The sequence below is a fragment of the Acinetobacter sp. 766875 genome, assembly GCF_000582055.1.
GTDB lineage: Bacteria > Pseudomonadota > Gammaproteobacteria > Pseudomonadales > Moraxellaceae > Acinetobacter > Acinetobacter nosocomialis.
This window is the reverse complement of the sequence record NZ_JEXX01000001.1, coordinates 435,158-459,380: the sequence shown is the minus strand read 5'-3', so window position 1 is coordinate 459,380 and position 24,223 is coordinate 435,158. Positions and strand designations below refer to the sequence as shown.

Genomic DNA, 24,223 nt, shown 5'->3' with positions numbered 1-24,223 from the left:
CAAATTATAACGATTATCTTTCTATATTTTCCCATAATATAATTCAGCAATATATTTTTAATCATTTTCCACACCCAATTTGTTTAGGATTTTTCTCACAACTTATAACTCCTCCAGGTACTTTTTCTGCAACTTTACCCGATGTTTCACTAAAAATCTTTTCTACTGTTTCGGAATATAACCTATCTCCCTCTGGTGTTTTTACACCTTTAACAACTTTACTTGCAGCGCTTCCAGCTATTGTAGAAAGTCCAATTTCTGCTCCCTTTTGATATATAGATTTTTCGTCATCTAACAATGTACTTGCTGTACCTAATAAAGTACCAGCACCGAGCAAATAAGGTGATGCAGGTGTCGGATATAAACCTACTATAGTTGCACCATCACTTAAATTTCCCAATGTACCAGATGCCTCTTTCCTTAGTTTCGCATCTTGGTATTGTCCACATGCCGCTGAGTTTGGATTAATACCATTTGCTTGACACTCCGCACGCATTTTAGCAATAGACTTCCCTGCTTGCTTGTTACTTGCATCTGTAACTATTGAAAACTCATTATTCTCCACAGCATTCTGCGCAACCTGCCCATTCTGAACTGTAGAACCAATATCACCCGTCGTTGCCCCAACTGCACTACCCGCTAAACCTACAATAGAACTAATTGTAGATTTCTGATCTGCTGTGAGTTCTTTGGCAGCTTTTCCATACAAGAAACTCGATAATATTGGTGCCGCTGCCTCTGCTCCTCCTGCTGAAAGTCCCGCAGTCAACGCATTATTACCACCAGCCGCGGCAACTGCTGCGCCAAGGATGGTATGAGCTAAAATATGTGCAGCTTCTTGACCACTCGTTAGTTGACCATTTGCATTATTACTCGCTTGTTCTTTGAAGTATTGACCGATCTTATAACTTACCGCTGGACTTAAGGTTGCAGTTGCTATACCTAGACTTGAACTTGTTGGAGCTGACAAACCTGTTGATATACTGTCTAGTAATACGCCTAGTCTTTGATAATTTTCAACTTTGTCATTATAAGCATTCAATTGGTCTTGCTCTTGTTTACTTAAGCCTAGACCTTGTTTTTGCTTGTCTATAATAGATTGATTTTCTTTTTTCGCATCATCAATCTTCTTATTGATCTCAGCTTTTGCTTCCTGACGGTTCGCATCAAAGTTCTTCGTTACGTCCATCTGCAAATTAATTTCACTTTGAACTCTATCTTTATCAAAGTTATTTTGCAGTGCTCCACTATTCTCACGTGCTGTATCTGTAGTTACAGACGTCAATATCTCAGATTTAATCTGTCCGGCAGTTTTACCTGTTAACGCTTGCTGGCCTTGTTCATCTCGAATTGTAATGTTTTGAGTATTAATACCGCTTTTGGTCACACTACTGTCTTTATCGCCGTCTAGACCAAACCCAACAGATTTACTTACCCCTACTGTAGTTGAAGCGTGTTGATCAATTTTGTTTGGTGTCGAAAGTACCGTGTCAGGTTCTTTGTTACCTGCCGTACCACTTTTTCCGGCATTAAAACCACCACCTACAGAAATGCCCTTAGCATCATATTCAGTCACGTTTTGAATGTTAGAAGACGTTAAAGTTCCTGTATCTAGGCTATTTTTCTTCAGGTTTTCCGCAGTCTGAGTCGAGGTAATAATTGCACCTTTCAAGTCAGTGTTTTTATTCACCTTAATCTGGTAACCGTCGTCGCCTGCAAATACACCTGTCTGCTCATTTACAGATGCATAATTGGCATCTACATTAGAGTTGCTAAAGCTTCCAGATACACTACCCCCACTAAAACCTACACTCACTTGTGCTGACATACTCTGTTGTTTGCTCTTATATGTCACTTTGTCCTGTAAGCTTTCAACATTTAAGTTATCGGCTTCAATCTGTACACCTTTACCTTGTACTTGTCCGCCAATAATATTCGTCGTTTTTCCGCTTGTTATCGTGGTTAGGCTATCTTTAGAACCCACATGGCTATTCACATAACTTGTGTCGGTACCATTACTCTTACCTTTACCCAAGTTACCGCCAGCCGTTACACCAAAACCGGTTTGGTTACTTACAGTAACTCCGGCATTCCAGCCTGCACTTTCATTTTTACTTTCTTCAATATGGTTTTGTTCTGCTGCTTTAATATTGACATTGTTGTCGGCAGCCAAGCGTGTACCTTGTTGTCCCAATACGTCTGAACCAACAATATTAATATTCGATTGATCTCCTGCGCCTGTAGCCACAATAGATGTACGTCCGCCAGCATTGACCTGACTTTGACTCGCAGTGGTACTTTGTGAATGGCTTGTTTCAGTATTTTTCTGTTCACCATAAGTCAGACTAACACCAACTTCTACACCACCATTGAGTGAACCTGCATTTGATAATGCACCTTGTAATGAACTTAAAGCCTGTCCAGCCTTATAAGCATCAAAGCCAGCATTGGCTGCTGCCATTGCGTTCACACGATCATTCTTGCTTTGACCAACCTGCTTAGCAGACTCCGCTACACTTTGTACAGCCGAGACTACGGGAACATTTACTGCAAGTGTTAAACCTTTCTGTTGCATCTCATGCTTATAATCACTTGTGCTTTGTTCTTTAGCAGCTTCAATATTGACCTGCTCTGCCAATATATTCACATCACCTTTCTGTGATGAAACGGTACTTCCCGTTTGCTGGTAGGTCTTACCCGCTACAATATTGGTATTACCGTTTAAGCTGCCCACCTGAGAAGCACTATTGGTGAGTTGTTGCTCGGTTTTTAAAGTAGTTTCTTGTTTTTTACCTAAACTAAAACCAATACCCCCCGTAGACATAACACCAGAGTTTTTAACAACACTATTGGTTTGACTGTTGTATTGGTTCTGAGCTCCCTCAATATTTGCATTGTCTTTGGCTTGAATCTGCGTCAACTCATCAGAAACAACATTGCTGCCACGGACATTGATATTTCCTGCATCCAATAGCACCTTTTTGCCTTCAACAATGCTACCGACCGCAACATCTGAACTACGATGGCTAAAGTCACTGGTCGTAGAGCTGCTCAGTTTACCTCTCTTACTAAAGCTTGACTGATCTTGTTGATCAAGTTTATTTCGGCCTTCTTCAATCTGTAGCTGTTCTTTCGCCTGTAACGCAGTTAAGCCTTCTGAACTACTAATTTGTGAACCATGAATCTGAATATTATTGCCTTGTAAGCTTAAATCACCTTGGCTCTTAATCTGACTGCCAACTTCGACTTGTCTTGTATCTAAATGATAAGCTTTTGAGCTACCCACCACATTGTTAGTCACTTCCGTATTCAGGCTACCGACTTTAAGGTCACCGCCCGTACGAATAATACTTCGTCCACCGCTATTATTCTGGATATTTGCAGCCAATATACGAGTGTCGCCCCCAACATTCATCACTAAGGTTGGCTGATCACTCAACGCTTGCTGTTGTGCTGAACCGACATAAAGACCAGCAATACGATCTATTCCTGTCCAGCTATAGTTGCTCTGACCTAATGCATTTTGGCTGCTCTGTGTGGTTGACTGAATATTCAGGTTACCTTTTACCTGCAAATTCATGGCTTGATCGGCCTGAATCATACCACCAATATTATTTAAATCTTTTTCAGTACCCAGGTTAACTACACCACCACGGATGTTTCCAGCAAGATTGTTTAAATTCTGGCTATTAATTTGAACAACTTGTCGTCCAGCAATTGTTCCCGCGTTGGTCAAATCTTTACTTAAATTGAGCTGAATACTATCGGCACTAATTAAAGTTCCATCGCCTTTTAAATCCCCCACACGCGCTTTAACATAAACTTGCGGGACTAAAGCTTTGGTTTTTGTACCATCTGGTAGGGTAGTTTCTTTTTCTACCAACCAAACAATATCGCTGCTTAATTGCGCCATTTGTTCTGGAGTGAGTGCAATACCCGGACGTAAGTTGTACTGTTTTGCATAGCTCAGCCCATTATTCATGAGCGCTTTATATTGCTCCTCATCAGAACCATATCCTTGTAAGAAACGGTAGCCAGTCAGTTGAGCAACTTGGTCCTGTACCATACGTTGTTCATAGTAACCATCACCCAATCTTTTTTGTTGAAGCGCTGGGTCAAGTCCCAATCCATTCAACATATAATCTGAAGATAACCAGTTGCGATAGTTACTAAACGCTGGATCTGTCTCAACAAGGTAGTTAGCACGGCTGTCCGGATTTTTACTATACAACGCATTATTTGGGACTTTAACGTTAGCGTTGTTGGTGCGAATCTCGAAACCACTACCATCAATCTGTGTTGTTTGCCCCTGAACAGAGGCAGCCTTAGTATCAGTGTTTTGAATTTGATCGACTGCGCTACTACTCATGGCTTTATGATCGGTAGTGTTTGCCCCGACTACGCCTTCAAGCTGTGCCTGACCTGTTTTAATTTCATTTGATTGAATACGATCAGATTGAGCTGCAGTTTGTTGAACAGTTTCTGTTTGATTAACCTGTGTATTTTGCTGACCAACAATATTGGAGTCATGATTTTGACTAAGCGCCTGTTCAGTCAGTTTGTCTTTATTGACTTGCTGGGTTTGGTCTTGCACTTTAACAGGCGTCGCACTGGTTGGATTTTCATAGATAAATAAATCCACCCCTTTGGTAACATCTGCTGGGTTATAAGCCTGTTCAGCAGAAGCCCAGACTCTATCGTGCCCCTTGCCACCATAACTGCCATAACTTGGTGTTACCGTTCCTTCTTCATGCGTAATTTTAGGACCTTTGGCATCGACATTGTGAATTGCGTTTGCATCTCCGATCAGCTTTTGACCCACCATAATTTGGCTTTTGTCATTATTAATTGTGCCTGTGAAACTTAAATTACCCCCTGCACTGATCACAGCAGGTGCTGACTCATCAGCTACAGTCGTTGTCGTAGTTTGGGTACTTTTCACATTTTCATAATGGTCAGTACTGTAGAGCTGTCCGTTATAAACGACATAGCCTTTAAACATGTTGCCGGCTGAGCTATCGTCATAGTTATTTACAATGAAGAAATAACCATCAGGACGACTTAAATAATCCTGCATCGTTGCGTTGTCATAGGAAGTCACAAGTTGTTGTGCAGGCTTTAATTTAGTAAATAAATCTGGATTCTGGCTATAGATTTCCTGAGTAATTAAGGACTGAGGACCAGGGTTATACCATCCGGCACGCGAATCTGAAATATACATATTCCAGTAATCCAGTTGCTCTGTGGTCTGCTGTTGTTTGGTTGTAAAAAAGACATTCTGGTTATTAACAATATCAGCATTCAAGTCGATATTGCCATTGGCATTAATTACAGAACTTCGGTTATTGACTTGCTGAGCAGTTCCTTGAGCATGCCACTGTGAGTCAAGCGAACCTCCTATACGCAAGTCTCCCATGGCAATAATTTGCGAACCACTTTGATGATTTAGATTATTTTCCAGATTATTTAAAACCTGTACGCCCAGATCCAGATCACCTCTTGAGGCAATGACTGGCGCTAAACCCTTGAGGCTTTGGTTATTTAAAGTATTCGCCTGAATTGCAATATGGTCACCATAAATACGTCCGGCAATATTATTGAGTTGGCCTGCCTTAACATATGTATTTGAACCATTAATGAGTCCATAATTATTGAGCACGCCTACAGATTCAAGTTGAGTTTGCTGGCTTTCCAAACTGCCATCTACAGCATTTTCAATTGTATTTGCTGAAATAGATAACTGTCCGTTGCTTTTGATTGCACCATGATTGGTAACTTTTCCCTTAGAGCTAAGGTTTAAATTTCCCTGTGCCTGCAACTGACCTTGAGCATCTTGTACATAATCATCATTGAGCTGAAGATTTAACTGTCCCTGACTTAAGACCTTACCGTCGCCTGTTAAACCTTTGGCCAGAATATTTAAACCTGCAGTTGATGAGCCTTCTTCACCTGCAATAATAGTCCCTTGCTGATTGTTTACGATTAGACGGTTATTATCTTGCTGACCTTGTATTGTTAATTGATCAAGACTACTAATTAAGCCTTTGGTGTTATTTAAATTATCTAAAATATTTAAATTAAGTTGCTGCTCAGCAGAGATTCGTCCAGCACTATTATTTAAAGTACTAGCAGCTATTTCTATTTGCCCTGCCTGAATACCTTGGTTCTGGTCATTGTTTGAATTATCAATATTTTGACTAATAATTTTGACTTGCTTTGCTGCACTAATGAGGCCCTGCTGACTATTATCGAGTTGGCTTCCGCTCATCAGGCCTGTATTTAGACTAATGTTCTGATTAGCACTGATTTTGCCTTTCTGATTATTAATCGTACCTGCTTGTCCAACACTATCGATCAGTAAGTCTCGTCCACTGGCTAACAAGCCCGCATTACTGTTATTCACCTTAGGCGCTTGAATGGTTAATCCATTGCCAGCAATGACCTGACCTTGTTCATTATTTAATTCTGATGTTTGTAAAACGACTTGTCCTAAAGATTGAATACCTTGGGCCAACTCTGGCAAGGTAGCATTTAGATAGGTTTGTCTGTTATCAATCAGTTGCACGGCGTTTATACCAAGATCACCCTGTGCAGTGATTAAACCTTGCTGATTGTTCAGACCATTGGTACTAATCTGTAATGTATTACCGCTATTAATCTGCCCATTTTGGTTATTCAGGTTCTGCTGGTGAGTATCAATCTGAATTTTGCTTTGATCACCTTTAGTACTACTAATCAAACCTTGTAGGCTATTATCAAGCCCCTGTACATCGAGGTTAATCGCTTGATTCGCCTGAATCTTACCACTCTGATTATTGAGTGCTTGCTGAGTCGTCTGGATATTTACGCCCGCATCTACCGACCCAATTTGACCCGCTTGGTTATTCAAGGCAGCACTTTGAATCATTAATTGTTGCTGTGCTGCAATTAATCCCGCTTGGTTACTTAAGGTGTTTTGGCTATTAAGCTGAGCATTTTTTGCAGCAAGAATTTGTCCCTGATCATTTAAAATGTCTTGTGCATTTACATTGAGATCACCACTAGAACGAATATTTCCAGACTGGTTATCGAGTCGTGATGCTGTGTTGAGGTTAAGACCTGCTGTGCCTGCGGTCACAATACTGCCCGTATTGTTTTTTAACACACCAGCCTGAATTTCAAGATTATGATTTGTCTGAATCTTGCCATTACTATTGTTTAGAAGGTTTTTAACAATTAATTGGTTAACAATATTGTCTTGTGTTCCAGCCTCAACAATTTGACCCGCTTGATTGCTAAGCTGCTGTGTATTGATGTTAAAGCCATTGAAGCTAAGTAGCGTTCCAGCATCATTGTTTAACTCAGAACTATTCGTTTGCAAACTACCAGCAGTTTTGATATTGCCCTGATTATTATTGAGCGTATTAGCTATAGCGAGTATAAGTTGGCTGTCTGCTGTACCAGATTGGATGAGACCATTCTGGTTATTTAAATTATTAGCATTTATTTGTAGTTTTTGGCCTAGACTGTCAATTTGTCCGTTTTGATTGCTTAAATCACCTGTCAACAAAATTTGAGTATCATCTAAACCTGTTTGCTGGATATGTCCTGACTGGTTATTTAAGTCTTTTGCATTAATTTGAACTTTATTCGCCTTTAAATTGGCTTGTTGAGTATCTAGCGTATCTGGAGTGGTTAAATTGAGTTGCTGTGCGGCCTGTATAGAACTTTGTTGAGCGCTCAATTGACCAGATTTACTGTTGAGCGAAATATTTTTTGCTTGAACAAGGCTTTGGTTTAAGACATGACTCGCTGCCTGACTATTTAAATCACCGCCCGCGATCAGTTGCCCCTGCGCACTTATAGCACCTGTAGCATCAATGTTAAGATTACCCTGATTTGCTAATGAACCATCTGATGTTAAACCAGCAATAATGCTCCCTGCAGAAGTCTGGGACAGTGTCGCCGTTTGTATATTTAAGTTATTTTGAGCAGCTAACTGTCCAGCATTTTTAAGATTTTGAGCAACTTTGAGTTGTTGATTTTGACCCGCATAAATCAGACCACTATTGTCTAATAACCCAGTCTGAACATCTATATTTTGTGCTGCCTGAATAATACCAGCCGATTTACCCTGCTCAACACGACCATTAATCAACTGATTATTAATATTGAGTGATACATCACCAGTTTTAGCAGCAATTACTCCTGAACTATTGTCTAAGTTTGATGCAGAGAGCTTAATATCCTTCGCTTGTATCTGCCCAGACTGGTTATTAATTAACTGATCTGTTGTAAGCTCAAGCGTATTAGAACTAATTATATTTCCTTGTTGGTTGCTTATTCCTTTTCCAGTTTTCAATGAAAGTTGGCCTTCACTCACAATGTTACCCAAATCATTTTGAATATCGTTTTGGCTGACAATATTTAACTGTACTGGTTGTGAAGATGAACCATTTTGGGTGACTAAGATATTCCCATTTTGGTTACTAAGCGAACCTGTTTGAATGTCTAAGCTATGGTTACTTTGTAATACACTTCCTTGATGTTGGTAGTCACCATTTACACGAATTGAACTTTGACCATTTACCGCACTAAACAACATTTCACCATTACGGTCAGTAAATTGGTTGGCTTGAATATTGGCTTGAGTAGCAGACACTTTTGATTGGTCTAATAGTGCTTGATCGGTCGTAAGTTTAAGTGCGCCATTAGTTCTCAATTCAGCCTTTTGCGCATGGATATTTTGTATATCCATATTTAAGCCAGCTTGGCCCGAATGCAGGATCACACCAGAGTCACTATTGAGTCCCTGTGCTTGAATATTTAACTGATTTGCATTTGTGAGAATACGGCCTTGCTGGTTATTAATGACTCCCTGAATAGTTAAATTCAGGTCATCTGATGCAGTGTGCTGAATCAAACCTTGTTGGTTATTAATATCTTTCCCAATGTTCAAATTCAATTTTTTCGCAAGAATTTGACCACCCTGGTTAATCAGACTTTGCTGGCTTTGTATTGCATTTAATTGGATAGTGTCAGCCTGCAACATACCAGACTGATTATTTATATCTCCATCACGAGCTGTAATATTTATATTTTGAGCTGCTGCCGTTCCTTGCGATAAATCTACATTTGCCCCATCTAAATCAATATTATGGCTTGCCAGTAGTTTTCCGTGATGCTCAAGTGCCTGCTCTGTTTTAATATTTAAATCTGCTTGAGCATTTTGATCTTGCTCACCTTGAGCATTGATACCGACCGCAATAACACTTTTTTCATCACTAACAAGACGCTGACTCGTTAAATCAATATTACCGTAGGCTGAAAGAACACCTCCTTGCTGTGTCATAACACCTGTATTATTAATTTTTAATTGTTGATCAGCACGAATATAGCCCTGATTGGTGAGTTGTTGACTATCAATTTGCAGATTTTCATGACTAGATAACGTACCGTTGACTGCATTATTTAAAGATCCAGTTTGAATTTTTAAACTTTGATCAGCATAAATCGTTCCTGAACCATTATTTACAGCCTGATCTTTGTTTTGAATCGTAATATTTTTTGCAGAAATTTCACCTTGGTCGTTATCTAAACCAAAAAGCGAACTATCCAGGTTATTATTAGTGACTATTTTTCCTTTCTGGTTATTCAAATGACCTGAAAGATTAAGTTTTAATAATTGTTCAGCCTCCAGATCACCCCCACTGTTGTTTAGGCCCAATCCCTGTAAATAAAGTTCAGACGAACTCGCGATCTGCCCCGCTTGATTTAGAATGTTACCGCTCGAGATCATACTAATATTATTCAAGGCATTAATTTTACCGCCCTGATTATCAATCGACTGGCTATTTACATCTAAAGAAGTGAGTGATTGCAGTAATCCTTGTTGGTTACTAAAACTTGAGGTTTGGATATCAGCACTTTTAACTGTGAGCTCACCTTGGTTGTTATTAAAGCTATTCCCTTTAATATGAATAGCACCCAGATTAAGTTGACCGCCTTGGTTATCTAGACCATTTTGGCTGTCTAAATCTACACCACCATTGGCAATGATCGCCCCTTGGTCATTATTTAGTTGTTCCTTAACATGAATATAACCTTGATCATAAGTTTTTGGGGTCGTATCTATTGGAGTAGCAACTTCTAAACTTCCGCCATCTTTGGAGGGATCAGTTGGAACTGTCGGAACACTCCCCCCTGTCGCCCCGCCACTACCGCCACCTGTGGTATTTTTGGCAATTCCGATTTTACCACCAAGGTTTGTCATTGAACCTGACTTTAAATCAAGTCCTTGCAAACCTGTTTGTTCGATAGAACCACTATTTTTTAGACTACCCGCATCAATAACAAGGCGAGCAGCATTCAATGTGCCACTATTACTTAAACTATTTTGTTGATTAAGACGTAACTCATCAGCACTACTGATTAAACCAGAGTTATCTAGACTTTGACTTTCAATAGAAATTTGTGAAGTTGCGCTACTCACATTACCGGTATTTTTAGTATTTTGAGCTTTCAGCTGTACCTGATCTTTATTCGCGATCAAGTTACCATTATTGACCAAATCACCATTTGCGTTCAGCATAAGCGTACTTTGAGTACTATTTATCGTACCTGCGTTACGTACACCTAACCCTTGCTCTGTTCCCACCAAAAAGATTTTTCCAGCATACATGCCACCCAATTGGCCTACATCTAAAGCAAAGTTTGGCGGAGGTGTGGTTGTGGGTCCTGTTGTTGCCGTGATTTGAGGAGCTACTTGGTCTTTGACTTGAATATCATTTTGTCCAAGTACAGTATTGAGTTCATTTGCATATAGGCCAGCATTAACTTTTAAAGCACGCGCATAAATATCTGTATAGGGAGTTAAACTTCCATTTAAACCTTTACCTTCAATCGTGACCTGTCCCTCGCGGACGCGGAATGATTCAAGATAACCTTGGTTCATTACCGCTTGACCCGTGGTTAAAGTAAAACGGTCTGCGTTAATCACACCACAGCCATCACAGATCAAACCAGATGGATTCGCAATAACAACTTGTGCTTGTTTTCCGGCAACTTCAATATAGCCTTTGAGTTGACTTGGATTATTACTATTCACTTCATTCAAAATAACTTTGGCTTCGCCTTTTGCGAGCCATGGGTTACCTTGTACCCAGCCCCCTAATTGGGTTTGGGTGTTATTACGTGAGTTATTTAAAATGGCGCCTTCTTGCCCCACATCAAACTGAGTATAGGTATTACGTGACACACCACCTGCGCTCGGTGTTTGAATATTGACCTGAGTCGTGCCATTTGCGCTATTTAAAATAGTTGGTTGCTGCGATGTAGGCGCACCTTTATCAGCAATAATCTGAGTTTCAGCAACACTGCTCATTGGCAAGCTAATCACCAATGCTCCCAAACAACCAATTACAGCAAAATTAAGTAGATTTAGTTTTTTATAATGAATAGGTAGAACCGAATCTATAGTCGAATCTGTTCCCACTTGTCCCTGACTTTGCCCTGCTTGCTTGGTTTTACTTTTTACAATTTCAGCAACAGCAATAAACATACCGCGAGCATGGCTGAAAATAATACGATAACGGTTCTTATTCATTCTAAAATCTCACTAAATCTTTTTTTAATAAAGTTGATTAAGTTCTGGACCTTTAAACTTGAATTAATAGGTCCAATTCACGCTAAATCCAGTCGTGTAATCATCTGTTTCGAAGTGATCTGGCTTTTTCAAAGGCGCACCCACAAAAGCGTCATAATTCAAACGCAAGGGAGCAATTTGTCCACGTAACCCAATAACTGCACCTAATAAACTCGTGCCTGGTAAAGGATTCGGATAATGTGCAGTTTTTCCACCAACCTCTCCGTAATCAATACCTGCATACCAAGAGTGTGGCCTATTCATAATTGAGCCACTTAGTTCATTGCGAACTAAGAAACCGTTATCGGCCAATAAAGTTTGCTCACCATCAAAACCTCTTACGGTATAACGGTTTCCAATTGAAAATCTGTCTTGAGGCGTTAAAGGTTGATTGCTGTGTTGAGTACGCCATTCAGCTAGATATTGCAGATTTTGCTGACCCACTTTAAAAGGCACTTGTAAACTGGCATTCGCTTGTAGAATCCCGACATGCGTATAAGCTTCCCCAAAGTCTTCTTCTGGTGCTCTCATTGCATTCAACCAGCCTGTACCACGCTTGTAAGTCACATTGCCGTTTAAAGTGGCATTAGAAAAATATTCAACATGATCAAGAGTGGCTTTCCAACCTGCAGTTTTACGGCGCTGTACTTCAATTTCTACATCATTAATATAGTTTTGTGATTCACGGTACCACCCACCAAAACCTAAAGCTGTTTTACGGTGTGCATCTCGATAAATCACTCGAGATAAATCTGCATTAATGAGTTCGCTTTTACCGCTATATTGATAAGTTTCACTACTTCCAGCAACTGTTTGCAGGTAATTAGAGCGACTATAACTAGTTGAAAATAACCAGTAATCAAATGGAATGGTATAGCTTGCATAAAAACCATCAGTACCATGTTTACCAGAGTTTCCACCTCCTAAATCATGGTTATAGCTGATATAAAATAGATCATTTAAGGTCAGCACATGATCAAGCGATAAAGTTGCTGTGCCTTGATATTTTCCGGTCGCCTCACTCCCTGAATCATCAATTCCGAGGTGTAAGCGATAAGGTTTAGCCTGTTGCCAAGCTAAAACCACATCACTATAGCCCGGTTCTTTTTTTTGTTCTGCTGGTTGGATCTTAAAATCAGCCTCAACCGTAGGTACTCGTTTAAAGTTTTCTAAACCTTGCTCCATATCACGAATATTTAACAGCTCACCCGACTTCATCGGTAAAGCATTCCATAAATGTGCACGTTTAGAAGTACCCTCAGCAAACTTAATCTGATCCACTCGTCCGGAAATAACACGAACACGCACCGTACCAGATGCAATATTTTGTTGAGGAAGTAAAACTCGTGTGGTTACATAACCATTTGCTATAATTTTATTTTGTACAAGATCAAGGGCTTGGTTTAGTCCATTTACCCCTAAACATCTTCCAATAATATTGTTCTTGCCAGTCGTAATAACATTAAAATCTGATATGAATTGATGGGCTTCTTCACCTTCTAAAAGTATTTTCTTAATTTCAAAACAAGGGGTTTCACTGTTAGAACGTAAATATTGTAATTGCTGAGCTGAAATCTTATTTTGTTCTTGCCCTAGATTGACGTTTACATCTGGTTGTATTTGTTTTTCTAAAGCACTATCACGTTGCTGTTGTCGAATAGTTTGGTCAGCCTGAATTCTCTGACGAATAGCATCATCCGAGTCCGCAGCAAAACTTAGGCCCCCCGTTAGTGATAAGCAGATGAATAAGACACTTTTATTAAATTTGTTATAGTTCAACATATAAAATTAAACCGTGATTAATATCAACTTAATTTTATTTTAACAAAACCTTAACAAAGTGGAAGCATTTTTTATACAGATTTGTCTGTATGTAAAATAAATCTTATTTTCTTAAATCTTACTTTTATAAGATATTGGTTTTAAATCACAATTTATTTATAAAAATCAGTTAGACATAAAAAAAGCTCCCTCAACAGGAGCTTTTTTGAATCTTGGCAGAGGATCAAGGATTCGAACCTTGACGAACGGTTTTGGAGACCGTCATGCTACCATTACACCAATCCTCTATATGGGCAATTAAACCCTTTGGATTTAATCATAAAAAAAGCAAGATCATCGTCTTGCTTTTTTCAATGGTGGGGGCGAAGAGACTCGAACTCTTACACCTTGCGGCGCTGGAACCTAAATCCAGTGCGTCTACCAATTTCGCCACGCCCCCATCTGGGACATTTATTTAAAATAAATGTGGCAGAGGATCAAGGATTCGAACCTTGACGAACGGTTTTGGAGACCGTCATGCTACCATTACACCAATCCTCTTCCAAGATTTAAATGATTTAACATTTAAATCAACTTTAAGTCTTAACTTAAAGTGGTGGGGGCGAAGAGACTCGAACTCTTACACCTTGCGGCGCTGGAACCTAAATCCAGTGCGTCTACCAATTTCGCCACGCCCCCATCTGGGACATTTATTTAAAATAAATGTGGCAGAGGATCAAGGATTCGAACCTTGACGAACGGTTTTGGAGACCGTCATGCTACCATTACACCAATCCTCTTCCAAGATTTAAATGATTTAACATTTAAATCAACTTTAAGTCTTAACTTAAAGTGGTGGGGGCGAAGAGACTCGAACTCTTACACCTTGCGGCGCTGGAACCTAAATCCAGTGCGTCTACCAATTTCGCCACGCCCCCGATGGCTGTGTATATTAGCGATAAGATCTAACAGTGACAAGTGTTTTTTTTCTAAAAAAAACTGACCGTGTAAATTGTATACAGATACTAGATCAATGATTTTTATAAGTTTGAGAGAGCATTTAAACAATTGATTGCTTCAAATGCATTTGAAAATCGATTTTTCTGCTGTTTTTGCAATAACCCCACCAGTAACGGGTAAAAAATTTGAAATGAATCTGGTAATTGAATGTTTAAGTTTTGGCAATGCAATACAGCCCAGTCATGATAAGTGTTTGCTTGTAAACGTATTTGACTTAGCCATTCATATAAAACAACTCCAAAAGCATATAAATCGCTTTGTATATTCTTCCTAGTTCCATGGAACAGTTCAGGTGCCATATATCTTGGCGTAGCATCAATGATTGAATCAGGAGTAGTTATAAGCCGTGCTTTTTCAAAATCAATAAAATATAGCCCCTGCTCAAACTTTCGAAAGTGTTCTTTTTTAATATCGCCATGAATCCACCCTAGCTCATGAAGTTCTGCTAAAGCCATAAGCGCTGTATAGATCATCTCATGAATATCTTTTAAATTTTGCTTTTGATCTAAGTCATCAAACCAGCAATCGGTGTCTGGCAAAATTAATACTTTCCCTTCAAACTGATGTAATTGGGAAATAGTACTGACATCAAATATTTTAAATGGCAAAAGCCAATTCACTTTTTTATGCTGAATATTTTCATAGAATTGCAATTCATGCAAAAAATCTTGCTCACCTTGAGCATGTACATGCGGCACTTGATATTTTAGCCAGTAGTAATGAGCATCTATAGAACATGTCCATAGATGCCTTCCTAAAGCTGAACTTTTAGGTTTTGTTACGCATTTTAAGTGTTCTATATGAGAAGCAAAATCATGCTTCAGCATAATAAGACTCTGGCTGTTGTTTCTTTTCTTCAAAACGTAAAACTTCTAAACAATGCTGAATTGTTTTACCAATACGCGCATGAGTTTCTATAGAAGATATTTTCGGCCAAGTCGCACGCTCACCTTCTCGTTGTAATCGTTTAAATAAATGTGGACGAGGGTTTTGTAACGTATAGGCATAATGTTTTAAGCTATATTTGGCAATAATATTAACATCTCCATAATATCGCTGCCCTACTACACCATATCCGTGATCAAGCAATCTTCTTACTGGAGAAATGGCTCCTAATCTTTGACGGGTAAAATCCATTATTCCCATCGAAAGCACTTTACCTTGGCGTCTTAAAATACGTTCAGGCCAACTTAAAACATCCTTACGGAAACGGTGTGCATCATCTTGCATAAATGGCACAACATGCGGATTCACTTGACTAGCAATGGTGTAGTTTAAATTATAAAGCCTTGCCATTCTTTCTTGTGGAAAGTCACTACGCACACTGCCATCTACCCATTTAGTGTTTGCCATATACGGCGTATGTTCACCATCATAACGCTTACTGGTTAAACGCACAGGCGGAAATAAAACTGGTACAGCACAAGAAGCCAACACAGCACTCCAAACTAAAACATTGGGTGTCATAATTGCATTCATAATCCGAGGATTTTCTGTTGCATCGTACGGCGCAACAGCGACATTAATATTCAAACCTGATTTTTTGAATGCTTCTTCAAAAGTAAGATCGCCCAAATTTTCAATGAGGAATTTTTTTAAATAGTGGACATCTGCAATACCACCATTCCCTTTTATAAGTTCACGAAGTTTTCTAAAGTGAAACGCATCACTAAAAAATTGCTCGCCATTTAACAAATTTTGAATATCTTCACTGGCAGAAATTCCCAACATACCAGTCATAATAGCGCCCGCACTTGAGCCTGACAGTACCTTAGGCATTAAATCTTGTTCAATTAGAGCTTTACATACACCAGTATGAAAAAGACCTAAAGTTGCACCACCCGAAAACATAAGAGCAGGCTGACCATAAGCTTTTTCACAATTTTCAAAAAACTCGATTTTTTCTTTTCTTTGAAACGTAATACATTCACTAGATGCAATATAAGCCAAGCTTTGACTGACTTCTTCAATATAATCTTCAATTAATTTTTTTGTGCCTACATGTGTGGCAGCAAATAACATAGGATGGCCAATATTTGCAATATCGTAGGTTAGCCCTTCTTTTAAAAGATAAATCAAATCCAGAGTACGGTGTTGCTGACGATATCTTTTCAGTAAAGTGTAACGATAAGAAATGAGCTCGGCATCGAAGTAAGGCGAACTATTATCAAACTTCCACTCTTGTGCACCTGTTTCTTCATCCAGTTTTAATGCAAAAGACTTCCATTCTTCATAAGATTCAGCCATGTCTAATTGACGTTGTAATTTTTTGATACGGTAAGCCTGATGTGGATTCATATCACTTCGTATTTTTTCAAACATATTTCGTCCTCATCTTCACAGATGATTTTACTGAATAGACATGACAACACTATGCGCGGTCTGAACATTTCAATCAATTGCAAAACCGATAAACTACATTACCAGTATCTTTTTTGTCAGCTTGCAAATTTCGGTGTTAGTATCCTAGTAAATTACTGTTTAACATGATTGATTAACCATGGCTACCATTGATTTACCCGACAATTTAGTTCAAACCTTATCACTTGTATTAAATCAGTTACAGCAGGTCTTACCTGAACCGAAGCAAGAAACTGATTTCACTGCACCAGCTTTTAGATGGGAAAACCAGCAACTTAAAGCCATTTATACGCCTAAGAATATTTATCTTGATGACTTAAAAGGCATCGAACGTCAAAAAGAAAAAATTATTCAAAATACTTTGCAGTTTTTAAATGGCTTACCCGCAAATGATGTACTGTTAACAGGCTCACGTGGTACAGGTAAATCCTCTATTGTTCGTGCTTTACTCACAGAGTATGCATCTCAAGGATTACGTTTAATTGAAATTGAACGTGATGATTTAGCAGACTTACCAAAAATTCAAAAAATTATTCAAAACCGACCTGAAAAGTATATCGTTTACTGTGATGACTTAGCGTTTAATGCTGAAGATGAAAATTATCGTAGTTTAAAAAGTGTATTGGATGGTTCATTACAGTCAGGTTCAACAAATTTTATTATTTATGCGACCAGTAACCGTCGCCACTTGTTACCTGAGTTCATGCACGAAAACACACCTGTAACCAAAGTAGATGTGCCCCAATATACCGAACTACATCCTCAAGAAGCGATTGAAGAAAAGATCTCTCTATCAGACCGTTTTGGTTTGTGGTTATCTTTTTACCCAATGGATCAAAATTTATATTTAGAAATCGTAGAACATTATCTAGATAAAGCGAACATGCCTTTCAATGATGAAGTTCGAGCTGAGAGTTTACGTTGGTGTCAAATGCGTGGTCAGCGCTCTGGTCGTGCGGCTTATCAGTTTTCTAAGCATTGGATCGGTTTAAACGCTTTAAAAGAACTGTCTAACAGTTAAATAAAATGTCCCACAAAGCCTTAGCTTTGGCCTATAAACCGCTTAGCTTTGGCAATTGTTTTCCATAACCTAAATATAGATAGTTTTCTTTAGGTTTATATATGAAAAAACAATTGCCAAAAATTTCTCTAGTAAGCAAAACTGTTGCTAAAAGTTTGTTATTCGCACAAGGCTTTTTAGATCAAGCAAAAAAATATTCAACCCTTCCTTTTACTCAATCTCATATCATTCGCCCACGTGTTGACGAAAAATACTATAGCTGGACCCACTACGGAATCTTTTTTCCACTTTTGCCAGAACCTCATCGCTATTTAAATATTATGATTTTAATCGGTACGCCTGGCGCACTTGCATTTGATCATGATGATATTATCGTTGGAAACCCTAGAAAACAGCGACTTTCTTTTCAAGTACAGCCGCCCTTGAACAAGCATTATTGAAAGCCTATATCATTCCCGAAGAGACAAAAATTAATAAAGATGGAAGTTTAATAGAACTTGGTCAGGAGATTTCAATTCAAGGAAAATTCCCTCAAATTCATATTAATGGGCGTTATGAGGGTCTAGATTTCAACTTTGATATTGATGTGACTTCACACGTTTCATGGTTTATAAAAACACCAGTCTATGACCATTTTAGCTTGTTGGCAAAGTTTAAAGGTTTTTTAAACTATCAGGAAAAACGCATTGAAAGCGAAGGGCTTTGCACTTACAAATATGCTCGTGCAGTTGGTCCCCACTCATTCACAACTCAACTTATACCTGAGAACCATAAACTACCGCTTGATTTTTTCACTTATCAAATCATCAATTTAAATGAAAACACTCAACTTCTTCTAACAAAAGCAGATATTGTGGGGCAAACAGTAACCTATACCTTGCACATTAGACATCTTGATCGACCAGCTGAAATTTATACAGACGTTAGCTTTGATATTATTTCACACCAAGTTGATGACTTCATTTCTCCAATGGGCAAAAAAATGCAACTTCCAAAATATTTTTCATGGATCGCTCGAAATGATGCAAAGCAAATTATTTTAAACATTCAGGCAGAAATTGACTGCCCATTCCGCTATGGTCATGGGCAAGGTTATGCAAGTGGTTATATATTTAAGGGCCATTATTTTGGCAATGAAGTGCAAGGTCGTGGTTATATCGAATATATAGATATTGAAAACCAACAAACCTTTGCAGATGAATAATTTTATTTAGGAATAGACAATTCTGTCATTGGCCAACGCGGTGTAGTCGTGACAGCTAAACCATCATGCTGACCTGCTTTTAAACGCTGGTAACCTGCAAATGCAATCATTGCCCCATTATCAGTACATAAAGCAGGTTCAGCATAGTAAACTTGCGCCTTAATTTTAGCCAATGAAGTTTCCAACTGTTCGCGTAATCGTAAATTTGCACTCACCCCACCAGCAATCACTAAACGCTTAAGCCCAGTTTGCTTTAAAGCTTTTACCGATTTTTTTACCAAGGTGTCTACAATAGCTTCTTGGAATGAAGCAGCAATGTCAGCATCACGGTTTTCGCCATTCAATTTTTTCAGTTGAACAGAAACTGCCGTTTTTAAGCCACTAAAAGAAAAATCTAGACCTTGATGAAGCATTGGACGGGGAAACTCAAATGCTAAAGGATCACCAGATAGCGCCAGTTTTGCGATATTTGGCCCACCCGGATATGGCAGATTCATCATTTTTGCAACTTTATCGAAAGCTTCACCGGCTGCGTCATCAATTGATTCACCCAATAACTCATATTGACCAATCGCATGAGCCGCCATCAATTGTGTATGTCCACCTGAAACAAGTAATGCTACAAATGGAAATTCAGGCGGTTGGCTTGAGAGCAATGGAGCTAACATATGTCCTTCCATATGGTGAACACCGATGGCAGGCTTATTTAAAGAAAAAGCTAAAGTTCTTCCAAATAATGCGCCTGTCATTAATGCTCCCATTAAACCTGGGCCACGTGTATAAGCGACTGCATCAATTTCCTGTTTCTTAACACCACTTTGTTCAAGCAGCTGATTCATTAAAGGAATAAGCTTACGAACATGGTCACGAGAAGCTAACTCCGGAACCACACCACCATATTCAGCATGAAGTTTTATCTGGCTATAAAGAACCTGTCCCCGTAAGCCGAGTTCGCTATCATAAAGTGCCAACCCTGTTTCATCACAAGAAGTTTCCAAGCCTAAAACAATCATCAAAACTGCCTTTTATATGAGTCAAAATATTGCAATCGCTATTATAGACTTGTGATATGAGTTGTAAATGAGTAAAATACTGACCTTCACTTGTGATCCGGCGCAATGGTGTGCTTGATCTTATCCATAATCTAGAGGATTTTACATGCCACAAGTTAAGTTGAAAGAAGGCGAACCAGTTGACGTAGCTATCCGTCGTTTCAAACGTTCATGCGAAAAAGCTGGTGTTTTAGCTGACGTTCGTAAGCGCGAATTCTACGAAAAACCAACTCAAGAACGTAAGCGCAAAAAAGCTGCTGCAGTTAAACGCTACCAAAAGAAATTGGCTCGCGAATCTGTACGTACTACTCGCCTTTACTAATTAATTTGTGATTGACTGCTGAAATTATGACTACTTTAAAAGACCAAATTACTGATGCATTAAAAACTTCTATGCGTGCCAAAGATATGGCAACAGTGACGGTTTTGCGTAGTCTACAAGCAGCAATTAAGCAAATCGAAGTTGATGAGCGCATAGAGCTTGACGACGCTCAGGTTCTTGCGGTCATTGAAAAGCAAATTAAACAACGTAAAGAATCGATCAAAGCCTTTGAAGGTGCTGGTCGTGATGATTTAGCTAGTAAAGAACAAGCCGAAGCTGAGATTATTTCCCAGTTTCTACCAGAAGCTATGACTGAGGAAGAGCTTGATTCTATCATTGAGCAAACGATTGCTGCTCAAGAAGCAACTAGCATGAAAGATATGGGTAAGGTGATGAATTCTCTACGTCCGATCATAGCCGGGCGTGCCGATCCTGCTCAAGTTTCAGCAAAAATTAAAGCTAAATTAGCTTAATTCCCTCCTCTCTCTTTATATACTCTTAGACTAAGCTTTCATTTACTTGTCAGTTTAAGCATATCTGTGTGTTTGAAAAGCATAAGCTCAAACTACAAGCTCTAAATTTTCATTCGTCGCTCATCTTGCATTTGCTTTAATCGACCATCAATTTTAGCTGACATGGCTTGATTGCCTTTCGCTAGTCTTTGTGCATGTAGCATAGATTTAATTGCATTTTCTTCACTACCAGACCAATACTGTGCTTCTGCACGATATCGCAACACATTCACCGCTCTTAACGGTGACTGTTTATCTAAATTAGCGGCTTGCTGTAATAGTTGCCAGCCTTGAATATCTCGAGCATTTTTATTAATAAAACGCTGCACCAAAGTTTGCACTTGAGCATATTTACCTTGACGCAATAAAACCTCAGCCAATTTGTAGCTAAACGCTTTATTTTCAGGCATTGTCATTTGTAAGGGAGCGATCGAATTATAGGCCAGATCAAGTTTATTCTGACCCAAATAAATATCTGTTTGAATTAAAGAAACAAGTGGCTTACCACTAGATTTTACTTGATCTAAGGTTGTTTGAGCTTGGGCATAATCTCCTTGTTTAAGATAAAAAGCAGATAAAGCCAGTAACCCTGCGAGATTTTTTTGCGATGCCAGACTTTGCAATTGGTTTTCAGTCGCCTCTCCCGCAACCACCATGGTGTACCATTTTAAAATTTCAAAATCGACATCATATATTCGACTTTTAACTTTAGGCATCTGGTTTGCTCTTAAACGGGCCTCGCTCATACGTTCAGTCGTTAAGGGATGCGTAAGCCAAAAATCCGGCAGGAAACTTACATGACTTGTTGCTCTGTGCATCGTTTCAAAATAATCTGCCATACTTTGCGGGTTATAACCTGCAGCATACATATACTGCATTCCAATTCGGTCAGCTTCACGCTCTTGATTACGACTATAAGTGAGCTGTTTATCCAGAAGTGCAGCTTGCGTACCCAACATGACTGCAGCTCCAGCATCCCCGCCTGCCTGAGCAGCCAAAGCCACACCTGCTAGCAAACCAGCCAAGCTTAAAAGAGTTTGTCCTTTAAAAGCCTCTTCTGAACGACTAAAGTGCCTTTGCGAAACGTGAGCAATCTCATGCGCCATCACTCCAGCAATCTCATCAATATTTCGAGCCGAGGAAATAAGACCTGTATTTAATGCAAATAAACCACCAGGAACAGCAAAGGCATTAATTTGTGGGTCTTTAATGACCACAAGCCCAATAGGTTGTCCAAGCTGTGTTTCAGCCAAGATATTAGAGAAAACTTGAAAAAACTGATCTTCTAACCATACATCCTGTATGACTGGCATTTGTTTATGAACTTCACGGAAAACTTTTTCACCGATAAATTTTTCTTTTTGTTGATCAAGTAATCCTATTCCACTACCAATATTCGGAATTTCAACCTGCCCAGAAGCTGGTTTTGAGTCAAAAGGATCAGCGTAAGAGGCATTTGTTATAAAAGCCAAACTTAAAATAACTGGCAAAAATTTCAAAAGTTCTTCTCTATTAAAAATTAAACTAACAAAAAAGCCCATTCATATAATGCTTGAGTTTCTTACATCATATGAGCAGGCTTTCACTATAACATTGAAAATAGACTATATTTGCAATGAAGTGTTATTCAATATTTATACGAAATTAGGGTTCACCAAATACCTTGGTGTTTTATCTTCCAATGCTTCTACTAAGTTTTTATAAGCTAAATTTGCCATTTTTTTGCGTGTTTCAGCTGTAGCAGACCCCACATGAGGCAAAGTAACAACATTTGGTAATTTAAAAAGTGCCGAATCTTGCAAAGGCTCTTTTTCATATACATCTAAGCCAGCAGCAAAAATAACTTCCTGCTGTAAAGCTTCAATAAGTGCCTGCTCATCAACCACTGAACCGCGCGCAATATTGATAAAGATAGCGTGCTTTTGCATCAGCTCAAATTGAGCTTTGCCCATTAAGGCTTTAGATTCTGCATTTAAATCAACTGCTGTGACTACAAAATCAGACTGTTGTAGCAACTCATCCAAACCTAGATATCGAGCATTCAATGGCTCGGCCAATTCAGGCTTTTCGCGTCGATTATGGTAAACAATATTCATGTTAAAACCATAAAAACCACGACGCGCAATTGCAGCACCAATATTACCAAGTCCAATAATACCAAGTGTTTTCCCAAAAACATCCAGACCAAACTGCTGTGGCCCTACTGTTCTTTTCCATTCGCCTTGTTTAGTCCAGTGGTCTAAAAATGGTACTTTTCTAGCTGCGCTTAACAATAGAGTAAAGGCAAGATCAGCAGTAGTTTCTGTCAAAACATGAGGTGTGTTTGATAACCAGATTTTCTTTTGGTTCAAATAAGCAACATCATAATTATCATAACCAACAGTCACAGATGAAATAATTTTTAATTTTTGTGCTGGAGCAAGGTTACTTTCATTAAGTAAGCGTCCCGCGCCAATCATTCCATCAGCATCTACCACTTCTTGTCGTATCTGTTCATTGATATCACCCAGTTTAGGGTTTAATACGACAACATGATAATCCTGCTGCAACCGTGACAAAATCTCTTCATCAATTTGACTAAAAACTACAACCTTTTTCATGTATATCCCTACTACTCATTGTTATCTTGCATAAGTTGCCACAATCTTTTCTTAAGGAGAGGCTTATCTAACATTTCTTTTAAACTAGCTAAATGAATAAGATTTGCATGTTGAATATACGCACATTTACCTAAACACAAAATCTTTTTTTCTGCAGCTACAGCATCTAAGAAACCCTGAATATATGAACCCACACCGCGTTGATCTTGATATGCCGCTAAGGGAAAAGGCCATTTTAATTCAGCATAGTGACCCACTTTAGCCTTTTGTATATTTGTCCAAAGTTGTTTCTCTTCTTTTTCTAGTGTTGTCACATCAACAAAGATTACACACTTTTCAAGGCAATAAGCCTGCAACTCGAATGGAGCAATCGCCTCTTGCTCAACAGCAATCACAGGTTTTTCAATAACCCTTTCAGACTGCGGAACATCTCTAATTGCTATTGAAGGTTGCTCTACAACTTTAGGTGCTTCAGGCAACAAAGGCTTAGATGGCTTTTGTCCAAAAGCAGGAACATCTATTGTAGGTGTGATAATTGGTGTATGAGATTCAACAATCTGATCTCGCCATACAGCATGGGCATTATTTTTTTGGCACGCTTGTGTTCTAGGAATCCATATATCAATTCCTAAAGTTGCCAGTATATTTCTTTGCTGCCCAATCATGTTTAAATCAGTACCTCTAATCTACACACATTCTAACGGGCTTCTGACTTTTTTTCAGCGTTTTCTTTTAATGATCGCTAGT

The 24,223-nt window shown here is 38.9% G+C and carries 11 protein-coding genes, 6 tRNA genes and 1 pseudogene; 4 read left to right on the top strand and 14 right to left on the bottom strand.

Features of this window, described 5'->3' with window-relative positions; all coding sequences use genetic code 11:
- Window positions 1-61 precede the first annotated feature (61 nt).
- The 10 genes from J576_RS02070 to J576_RS02025 form a co-directional block, all read right to left on the bottom strand.
- Window positions 62-11,584 (bottom strand): two-partner secretion domain-containing protein, encoded by an 11,523-nt coding sequence (locus tag J576_RS02070; protein WP_033855472.1) that lies wholly within the window; start codon window positions 11,582-11,584, stop codon window positions 62-64.
- 63 nt (window positions 11,585-11,647) lie between these two features.
- Window positions 11,648-13,405 (bottom strand): ShlB/FhaC/HecB family hemolysin secretion/activation protein, encoded by a 1,758-nt coding sequence (locus J576_RS02065; RefSeq protein ID WP_002049200.1) that lies wholly within the window; start codon window positions 13,403-13,405, stop codon window positions 11,648-11,650.
- A 213-nt stretch (window positions 13,406-13,618) separates the two neighbouring features.
- Window positions 13,619-13,692 (bottom strand) — tRNA-Trp (locus tag J576_RS02060).
- Window positions 13,693-13,759: 67 nt separating this feature from the next.
- Window positions 13,760-13,844: transfer RNA gene (locus J576_RS02055), tRNA-Leu, on the bottom strand.
- 27 nt (window positions 13,845-13,871) lie between these two features.
- Window positions 13,872-13,945, bottom strand: a tRNA-Trp gene (locus J576_RS02050).
- A 53-nt stretch (window positions 13,946-13,998) separates the two neighbouring features.
- Window positions 13,999-14,083 (bottom strand) — tRNA-Leu (locus J576_RS02045).
- A 27-nt stretch (window positions 14,084-14,110) separates the two neighbouring features.
- Window positions 14,111-14,184, bottom strand: a tRNA-Trp gene (locus tag J576_RS02040).
- Between the two features lie 53 nt (window positions 14,185-14,237).
- Window positions 14,238-14,322 (bottom strand) — tRNA-Leu (locus J576_RS02035).
- A gap of 102 nt (window positions 14,323-14,424) precedes the next feature.
- Window positions 14,425-15,231 carry a protein kinase domain-containing protein gene (locus J576_RS02030; RefSeq protein WP_025467747.1) on the bottom strand — a complete coding sequence of 269 codons (807 nt, stop codon included), beginning with the start codon at window positions 15,229-15,231 and terminating at the stop codon, window positions 14,425-14,427.
- Complete coding sequence (locus J576_RS02025; RefSeq protein ID WP_002049303.1) at window positions 15,218-16,726, bottom strand: DUF3336 domain-containing protein; 1,509 nt, start codon at window positions 16,724-16,726, stop codon at window positions 15,218-15,220. Before J576_RS02025 ends, J576_RS02030 begins: the two co-directional genes overlap by 14 nt.
- A gap of 178 nt (window positions 16,727-16,904) precedes the next feature.
- Here J576_RS02025 and J576_RS02020 point away from each other — a divergent pair, with 178 nt between their 5' ends.
- Entirely contained in the window at window positions 16,905-17,786 is an 882-nt protein-coding gene (locus tag J576_RS02020) for an ATP-binding protein (protein ID WP_002049146.1), read from the top strand.
- A gap of 101 nt (window positions 17,787-17,887) precedes the next feature.
- Window positions 17,888-18,990 (top strand): annotated as a pseudogene (locus tag J576_RS02015) (DUF6670 family protein).
- A gap of 2 nt (window positions 18,991-18,992) precedes the next feature.
- On the opposite strand, the gene tsaD reads toward J576_RS02015, so the two are convergent.
- Window positions 18,993-20,003: a tRNA (adenosine(37)-N6)-threonylcarbamoyltransferase complex transferase subunit TsaD gene (gene tsaD / locus J576_RS02010; protein WP_002049277.1), complete on the bottom strand. Its 1,011-nt coding sequence runs from the start codon at window positions 20,001-20,003 to the stop codon at window positions 18,993-18,995.
- 145 nt (window positions 20,004-20,148) lie between these two features.
- Between tsaD and rpsU the strand changes: the two genes are divergently transcribed.
- Together rpsU and J576_RS02000 are read left to right on the top strand one after the other, a co-directional pair.
- A complete protein-coding gene (gene rpsU, locus J576_RS02005; protein WP_001136722.1) occupies window positions 20,149-20,364 on the top strand; it encodes a 30S ribosomal protein S21 in 216 nt (71 codons plus the stop codon).
- Between the two features lie 26 nt (window positions 20,365-20,390).
- On the top strand, window positions 20,391-20,837 hold the full coding sequence (locus tag J576_RS02000; protein ID WP_002049105.1) for a GatB/YqeY domain-containing protein: 447 nt from the start codon (window positions 20,391-20,393) through the stop codon (window positions 20,835-20,837).
- A 101-nt stretch (window positions 20,838-20,938) separates the two neighbouring features.
- On the opposite strand, the gene J576_RS01995 is transcribed toward J576_RS02000, so the two are convergent.
- The 3 genes from J576_RS01995 to J576_RS01985 form a co-directional block, all read right to left on the bottom strand.
- Window positions 20,939-22,366, bottom strand: a complete 1,428-nt coding sequence (locus J576_RS01995; RefSeq protein WP_081400907.1) for a M48 family metalloprotease — start codon at window positions 22,364-22,366, stop codon at window positions 20,939-20,941.
- Window positions 22,367-22,510: 144 nt separating this feature from the next.
- Window positions 22,511-23,476 (bottom strand): 2-hydroxyacid dehydrogenase, encoded by a 966-nt coding sequence (locus tag J576_RS01990; RefSeq protein ID WP_002049072.1) that lies wholly within the window; start codon window positions 23,474-23,476, stop codon window positions 22,511-22,513.
- 11 nt (window positions 23,477-23,487) lie between these two features.
- Window positions 23,488-24,141: a hypothetical protein gene (locus J576_RS01985; protein WP_002049249.1), complete on the bottom strand. Its 654-nt coding sequence runs from the start codon at window positions 24,139-24,141 to the stop codon at window positions 23,488-23,490.
- Between the last annotated feature and the right edge of the window lie 82 nt (window positions 24,142-24,223).

What these genes read in the sequence shown, in the direction of transcription:
- J576_RS02070 (WP_033855472.1), bottom strand. Translation starts at nt 11,584, where the DNA reads ATGAATAAGAACCGTTATCGTATTATTTTCAGCCATGCTCGCGGTATG.
- J576_RS02020 (WP_002049146.1), top strand. Translation starts at nt 16,905, where the DNA reads ATGGCTACCATTGATTTACCCGACAATTTAGTTCAAACCTTATCACTT.
- tsaD (WP_002049277.1), bottom strand. Translation starts at nt 20,003, where the DNA reads ATGATTGTTTTAGGCTTGGAAACTTCTTGTGATGAAACAGGGTTGGCA.
- rpsU (WP_001136722.1), top strand. Translation starts at nt 20,149, where the DNA reads ATGCCACAAGTTAAGTTGAAAGAAGGCGAACCAGTTGACGTAGCTATC.
- J576_RS02000 (WP_002049105.1), top strand. Translation starts at nt 20,391, where the DNA reads ATGACTACTTTAAAAGACCAAATTACTGATGCATTAAAAACTTCTATG.
- J576_RS01985 (WP_002049249.1), bottom strand. Translation starts at nt 24,141, where the DNA reads ATGATTGGGCAGCAAAGAAATATACTGGCAACTTTAGGAATTGATATA.
- J576_RS02025 (WP_002049303.1), bottom strand. Translation starts at nt 16,726, where the DNA reads ATGTTTGAAAAAATACGAAGTGATATGAATCCACATCAGGCTTACCGT.
- J576_RS02030 (WP_025467747.1), bottom strand. Translation starts at nt 15,231, where the DNA reads ATGCTGAAGCATGATTTTGCTTCTCATATAGAACACTTAAAATGCGTA.
- J576_RS02065 (WP_002049200.1), bottom strand. Translation starts at nt 13,405, where the DNA reads ATGTTGAACTATAACAAATTTAATAAAAGTGTCTTATTCATCTGCTTA.
- J576_RS01990 (WP_002049072.1), bottom strand. Translation starts at nt 23,476, where the DNA reads ATGAAAAAGGTTGTAGTTTTTAGTCAAATTGATGAAGAGATTTTGTCA.